Genomic DNA, 6,081 nt, shown 5'->3' with positions numbered 1-6,081 from the left:
CCGGGGCCACCGGGTTCAGCGCGGCATCCAGCAGGTACCACGACAGGTCCGGGATCACCTCGCCGATCGGGCTGCTCGCGCCCTTGGCCAGGTCGGCCTGGGTGATCGGCCGGTAGGTCACGTGCACCGTGGTTTCGGTGATGCCGTACATGTTGATCAGCCGTGGCTGCCGGTCGCCGAACACCTCGAACCAGGGCTCGAGGCTGCTCACGTCCAGCGCTTCGCCGCCGAACACCACATGCCGCAAGGCCAGGCCCTGCCCCTGGCGCGCTGCCGCGCAGGCTACCGGGATCAACTGGCGGAACGCCGACGGCGTCTGGTTCAGCACCGTCACCTGCTCGCGCTGCAGCAGCGCATGGAAGTCCTCGGTGGAGCGTGCCACGTCCTTGGCCACCATCACCGCCCGGCCGCCGTACAGCAACGCGCCGAACAGCTCCCATACCGAGAAGTCGAAGGCGTAGGAGTGGAACACCGTCCACACGTCACTGGCATCGAAACGGAACCAGTCCTGGGTCGCTGCGAACAGCCGGACCACGTTCTGGTGCGGCAGCAGCGTGCCCTTGGGCTTGCCGGTGGAGCCGGAGGTGTAGATCACGTAGGCCAGGTTCTGCGGGGCTACCGTAACCCCGGGATTGGCGCCGCTGTAGCTGGCCAGAGCCAGCTCATCCAGCTCCAGGCACTCGATGGCGGCGGGAATTGGCAGCACCTCACGCAGGTGTGCCTGGGTCAGCAATAAAGTGATGCTGCTGTCGGCGAACATGTAGCTGAGGCGATCTTCCGGGTACTCCGGGTCCAGCGGCACATAGGCACCACCGGCCTTGAGAATGCCCAGAAGGCCAACCACCATGTCCAGGCTGCGCTCCATGGCGATGCCCACCAGCACATCCGGGCCAACGCCGCGCTCGATGAGCTTGTGCGCCAGCTGGTTGGCCCGGCGGTTCAGCTCGCCGTAGCTCAGGGTCTGCTCGCCGAAGGTGACTGCCGGGGCTTCGGGGGCGGTGGCCACCTGGGCCTCGATCAGCTCATGAATGGTTCGCTCATCCGGGAAGGCGACGGTGTTGCGGTTCCAGTCACGCAGCACGGCCTGCTGCTCGTCCTCGCCCAGCAACGGCAGCTCGCTGATGCGCTGGCCCGGTTGGCGCACGATGGCTTCCAGCAGGTTGAGCCAATGCCGCGCCATGCGCTCGATGGTGCTGGTGTCGAACAGGTCGGTGGCATAGGTCAGCGAAGCACCGATGCCCTTTTCATGCTCGGAGGTGTCCAAAGCCAGGTCGAACTTGGCGGTGTGGTTGTCCCAGGCCAACTCCTCCATCTCCAGCCCCGCTATACGTCGGGGCTCGCCCTTGGCCTGGGTCTGGTGGTTGTACAACACCTGGAACAGCGGATTGTGGCTCAGGTTGCGCTCCGGCTGCAGCGCATCGACCAGCTGCTCGAACGGCAGGTCCTGGTGGGCCTGGGCACCCAGGGCACGTTGCCTGACCTGTTGCAGCAGCTCGCTGAACGTCAGTTGCACATCGAACTCGGCACGCAGCACCTGGGTGTTGACGAAGAAGCCGATCAAGCGCTCGGTCTCGACCCGGTTACGGTTGGCAATCGGTACCCCAACGCGGATATCGGCCTGGCCCGAGTAGCGATGCAGCAGGGTCTGGAAGCTGGCCAGCAGCAGCATGAACGGCGTCACGCCCTGCTGCTGGGCAACCCGTTTCAGGTTGGTGGCCAGCTCATCGCCCAGCACGATCGGCAACCGTGCCCCTCTGTGGCTCGGCATGGCCGGGCGCGGATGGTCCAGCGGCAGCTCCAGCACCGGTTGCTCATCGCCCAACTGTTCGGTCCAGTAGGCCAGTTGCCGTGCCTGCTCGCCGGCTTCCATCCAGCTACGCTGCCAAATGGCATAGTCGGCATACTGGATCGGCAGGGCCGGCAGTTGCGTTACCTGGCCTTGGCTGAAACCTTGATAGAACTGCACCAGCTCATTGACCATCACCGGCATCGACCAGCCGTCGGCGACGATATGGTGCAGGGTCAGCACCAGCACGTGCTGGTCCGCCGCCAGGCGCAGCAGCCGGGCCCGCAACAGCGGCCCCTGCTCCAGGTCGAACGGTTGCCCTGCTTCGGTCTCGACCCAGGCCCGCACAGCGGCCTCGTCGGCGTTTGCCTGCTCTTCGATGACCAGCTCGAACGGCACTTGAGCATGAATGACCTGCACCGCCTGCTCACCGTCGCGACGGAACGTGGTACGCAGCGTTTCATGTCGCTCGATCAAGGCCGCAAAGGCCAGTTGCAGAGCTGTGGTATCCAGATTCCCCTTGAATTTCAAGGCAGCCGGGATGTTGTAGGTGGCACTGGCAGGCTCCCATTGCCACAGGAACCACTGCCGTTGCTGGGCGTATGAAAGCGCCGGCAACGGATGCTCGCCGCGCACCTCGGGGATCGGCAACTGGGCCAGGCTCATGCCCTTCGCCGCCAGTTTCTCGAGGAAGAGTTTGCGCTGTGGCAGCGGCAGGCCGATGAAGCGCTGCACCAGGGCCATGTTTCTGTTATCCGTTTGCATTTCAGACTGCCTCAAGCTCGCTCATGAAGTCCTGGAGTTCATCCAGGTCTGCATCGCTATGGGTATTCAAGCCATTGATCATTGCTGCGTAGTCCTGCAGCGTTTGCGCCTGGAACAACAACGCCAGGGGCAGGCTCGTGCCAAGCTCGACCTGTAGCCGCGCCATGACCTGGGTAGCCAGCAAGGAGTGCCCACCCAGTTCGAAGAAGTTGTCGCCCAGGCCTACCCGCTCCAGCTTCAGCACATCGGCCCAGATCGCCGCGATCTGTTGCTCCAGTTCGCTTTGCGGCGCGAGGTACTCGCGCTGCAACTGGCTGGCATCCGGTTGCGGCAATGCACGACGGTCCAGCTTGCCGTTGGCGGTCAACGGCAGTTTGGCCAGGAACAGCAGGTGGGCCGGCACCATGTAGTCCGGCAGGTTCGCCTTCAACGCAGTGCGCAGCACATCGCGCTCGACAGCCTGGGCCTCGGTGCTGGCCATCACGGCCGCATCGGCAGGCACCACATAACCCACCAGCTGCTTGCCGCCCGGGCCGTCCTGGGCCAGCACCACGCCCTGGGCCACGCTGGCTTGCGCCTGCAGCCGCGCCTCGATTTCGCCCAGTTCGATGCGAAAACCTCGAATCTTCACTTGATGGTCGATCCGCCCCAGGTACTCCACCACCCCCGCGCCGCCGTAGCGGGCCAGGTCGCCCGAGCGGTACAGGCGGCCACCCTGGCTGTCGAACGGGTTCGGCACGAAGCGCTCGGCGGTCAGCCCCGGGCGCCCGTGATATCCCCGCGCCAGGCCGGCCTGGCCAATCACCAGTTCGCCGTGGCTGCCCGGGGCCACCGGGTTCAGCGCGGCATCCAGCAGGTACCACGACAGGTCCGGGATCACCTCGCCGATCGGGCTGCTCGCGCCCTTGGCCAGGTCGGCCTTAGTGATCGGCCGGTAGGTCACGTGCACCGTGGTTTCGGTGATGCCGTACATGTTGATCAGCCGTGGCTGCCGGTCACCGAACACCTCGAACCAGGGCTCGAGGCTGCTCACGTCCAGCGCTTCGCCGCCGAACACCACATGCCGCAAGGCCAGGCCCTGCCCCTGCCGCGCTGCCGCGCAGGCCACCGGGATCAACTGACGGAACGCCGACGGCGTCTGGTTCAGCACCGTCACCTGCTCGCGCTGCAGCAGCGCATGGAAGTCCTCGGTGGAACGCGCCACGTCCTTGGCCACCATCACTGCCCGGCCGCCATACAACAGCGCGCCGAACAGCTCCCATACCGAGAAGTCGAAGGCGTAGGAGTGGAACACCGTCCACACGTCACTGGCATCGAAACGGAACCAGTCCTGGGTCGCCGCGAACAACCGGACCACGTTCTGGTGCGGCAGCAGCGTGCCCTTGGGCTTGCCGGTGGAGCCGGAGGTGTAGATCACGTAGGCCAGGTTCTGCGGGGCTACTTCGATATTCGGATTAGCGTCGCTGTAGCCGACCAGAGTTTGTTCATCCAGCTCCAGGCACTCGATAGCGGCCGGAATTGGCAGTGCCTCACGCAGATGTGCCTGGGTCAGCAATAAAGTGATGCCGCTATCAGCAAACATGTAGGCCAGACGGTCTTCCGGGTACTCCGGGTCCAGCGGCACATAGGCACCACCGGCCTTGAGAATGCCCAGCAGGCCGACCACCATGTCCAGGCTGCGCTCCATGGCGATGCCTACCAGCACATCAGGGCCGACACCGCGCTCGATGAGCTTGTGCGCCAACTGGTTGGCCCGGCGGTTCAGTTCGCCGTAGCTCAGGGTCTGCTCGCCGAAGGTAACTGCCGGAGCCTCGGGAGCGCTGGCCACCTGGGCCTCGATCAGCTCATGAATGGTTCGCTCATCCGGGAAGGCGACGGTGTTGCGGTTCCAGTCACGCAGCACCGCCTGCTGCTCGTCCTCGCCCAGCAACGGCAGCTCACTGATGCGTTGCTCGGGCTGGCGCACGATGGCTTCGAGCAGGTTGAGCCAATGCCGCGCCATGCGCTTGATGGTGCTGGCGTCGAACAGGTCGGTGGCGTAGATCAGTGCCGCACCGATCCCCTGCCCGTCTTCGTAGGTATCCAGGCTCAGGTCGAACTTGGCGGTGTGAGTGCTCCAGTCCAGGCCGGACATTTCCAGGCCCGGCAAGCGGTGCTGGCTGCCCTTGAGCTCGGTCTGGTGGTTGTACAGCACCTGGAACAACGGGTTGTGCCCAAGGTTGCGCTCAGGCTGCAAGGCTTCGACCAATTGCTCGAACGGCAGGTCCTGGTGGGCCTGCGCGCCCAACGTGCGCTGGCGCACCTGTTGCAGCAGCTCGCTGAACGTCAGTTGCACATCGAACTCGGCCCGCAGCACCTGGGTGTTGACGAAGAAGCCGATCAGGCGCTCGGTCTCGACCCGGTTGCGGTTGGCCGTGGGCACGCCGACGCGGATGTCGGCCTGGCCCGAATAACGATGCAGCAAGGTCTGGAAGCTCGCCAGCAACAGCATGAACGGCGTCACACCCTGCTGCTGGGCAACGCGCTTGAGGTTGGCGGCCAGCTCATTGCCCAACTCAATCGGCCACCGCGCGCCTTGGTGGCTCGGTACAGCCGGGCGCGGATGGTCCAACGGCAGCTCCAGCACCGGTTGCTCATCACCCAATTGTTCGGCCCAGTAGGCCAGCTGCCGCGCCTGTTCGCCGGCCTCCATCCAGTTGCGCTGCCACACGGCAAAGTCCGCGTACTGGATCGGCAAGGGCGGCAACTGCGGCACCTGGCCCTGGCTGTAGCCGGCATACAGTTGCACCAGTTCGTCGACCAGCAACGGCATCGACCAGCCGTCGGCGACGATATGGTGCAGGGTCAGCACCAGCACGTGCTGGTCCGCCGCCAGGCGCAGCAGCCTGGCCCGCAGCAGCGGCCCTTGCTCCAGGTCGAACGGTTTCCCCGCTTCGGTCTCGACCCAGGCCCGCACAGCGGCCTCGTCGGCGTACGCCTGCTCCTCGACGACCAGCTCGAACGGCATCTGGCCATGAATGACCTGCACCGCCTGTTCGCCGTCCAGGCGGAAAGTGGTGCGCAGGGTTTCGTGACGCTCGATCAAGGCGCCGAAGGCCTGTTGCAGGGCGGCGACATCCAGCGCCCCGGCCAGCTTCAGTGCGGCCGGAATGTTGTAGGTGGCACTGTGCGGTGCCCATTGCCACAAGAACCATTGCCGTTGCTGGGCGTAGGAAAGCGCTAGCGGCTGCTCCCGGGAAACCCGCCCAATGACGCTGGAGCAAGCCTGCTCACCTTGCGCTGCAAGCCTGGCGAAGTCGGCCAGGCTCGACGTTTCGAACAGCGCGCGCAACTGCAGCTCCACGCCCAGGCTCTGACGTACCCGGGAGATCACCTGCACGGCGAGCAAGGAATGCCCACCCAGTTCGAAGAAGTTGTCGTCCAGGCCTACCCGCTCCAGCTTCAGCACATCGGCCCAGATCGCCGCGATCTGTTGTTCCAGTTCACTCTGCGGGGCCACGTATGCCGCTTGCAGCAGGCTGGCGTCCGGT

Annotated in this window: 2 protein-coding genes; both read right to left on the bottom strand. The window is 65.2% G+C overall.

The features are described 5' to 3' along the window. Positions 1 to 2,521 (bottom strand): condensation domain-containing protein (locus CAG00_RS27290; protein ID WP_371915775.1); only part of this gene is annotated, 2,521 nt, incomplete at its 3' end. A 31-nt stretch (positions 2,522 to 2,552) separates the two neighbouring features. Beyond that, the coding region (locus CAG00_RS27285) for a non-ribosomal peptide synthetase (protein ID WP_139832853.1) at positions 2,553 to 6,081 on the bottom strand (3,529 nt) is incomplete at its 5' end.

It is taken from the genome of Pseudomonas sp. B5(2017) (assembly GCF_002112825.1).
Classification (GTDB): domain Bacteria; phylum Pseudomonadota; class Gammaproteobacteria; order Pseudomonadales; family Pseudomonadaceae; genus Aquipseudomonas; species Aquipseudomonas putida_Z.
This window is presented reverse-complemented; position numbering and strand designations above follow the sequence as displayed.